The following is a 1,219-nucleotide window of genomic DNA, read 5'->3' as shown; positions in this document are numbered from 1 at the left end:
CAGCTTGCTGAAATACCACTCGCCTGGTCATCGGACGAGGTGGCCGAAGCGTTGATAAGAAAGCCCTGTCTGCCTCCTGAAGATCATGCGCGGTAGCGACACATTCACCGAGAAGTTGTTCACGTTCAGCAAGCTGGATGATTTCATCCCGGCCTCGCATCCGCTGCGGGCGATCCGGCAGATGGCCAACGAGGCGCTGGCGAAGCTCGATGGGCTGTTCACCCGGATGTACGAAGCGGACGCGAAGGGCGGACGGCCGAGCATCGCGCCGGAGAAGCTGCTGCGCGCGATGCTGATCCAGGTGCTTTACAGCGTGCGCTCGGAACGCCAACTCATGGAGCAGGTGCAGTACAACCTGCTGTTTCGCTGGTTCATCGGCTTGGCGATGGACGATGTGGTGTGGGTGCCGACGGTCTTCACGAAGAACCGCGAGCGTTTGATTCGTCATGACGCAGTGGTCGAGTTCTTCAATGAGGTGGTGGCGCTGGCCGAGAAGAGAAAGTTGCTGTCAGGCGAGCATTTCAGCGTGGACGGCACGCTGATTCAGGCCTGGGCGGGACACAAGAGTTTCAAGCGCAAAGACGGCGGCGATGACGACGGCGGCAGCAGGGGCAACTTCAAGGGCGAGAAGCGCAGCAATGAGACGCACGCCTCAAACACCGATGAGGATGCGCGGCTGTTCCGCAAGGGCAACACGGCCAGCGAACTGCGCTACATGGGCCACGCGCTGAGCGACAACCGCCATGGGCTGATCGTGAACGCGCGGGTGAGTCGCGCGGACGGCTACGCCGAGCGTGACGCAGCCGAGCGGATGATTGACGATGCACGCCAAGCACTCGATGGTGCCGACACGCCGATTACGCTGGGCGCGGACAAGGGTTATGACGCGAAGGAATTCGTCGAAGCCTGCACGAATCTGAAGGTCGTGCCGCATGTGGCGCAGAACAAGTCGAATCGCCGATCGGCGGTGGCCGACGAGATTGCCGGCAGCGAAGGCTATGCGCTGTCGCAGCAAAAGCGCAAGCTCATCGAGCAGGCGTTTGGCTGGGTCAAGACGGTGGGACGCATGCGGCAGGTGATGGTGCGCGGGTTGAAGAAGGTCGACCAGATGTTCGTTCTGAACATGGCCGCCTACAACCTCGTGCGTATGCGCTCGCTGGGCGCAGTCCGTCCGGCGGCGGCATAAAGGGAGGGAGCCGGGCAAAAAACGAGCCTCAGA

General features: G+C 61.7%; 1 protein-coding gene. It reads left to right on the top strand.

Features of this window, described 5'->3' with window-relative positions; genetic code table 11:
* Positions 1–85: 85 nt before the first annotated feature.
* Positions 86–1,186, top strand: a complete 1,101-nt coding sequence (locus tag GWC77_RS27865; RefSeq protein ID WP_173262733.1) for an IS5 family transposase — start codon at positions 86–88, stop codon at positions 1,184–1,186.
* The last annotated feature ends 33 nt before the right edge of the window (positions 1,187–1,219 follow it).

The organism is Paraburkholderia sp. NMBU_R16 (assembly GCF_013282575.1).
GTDB lineage: Bacteria > Pseudomonadota > Gammaproteobacteria > Burkholderiales > Burkholderiaceae > Trinickia.
Note: the sequence above shows the minus strand (reverse complement) of the source record. Positions and strands in the feature narration are given on the sequence as shown.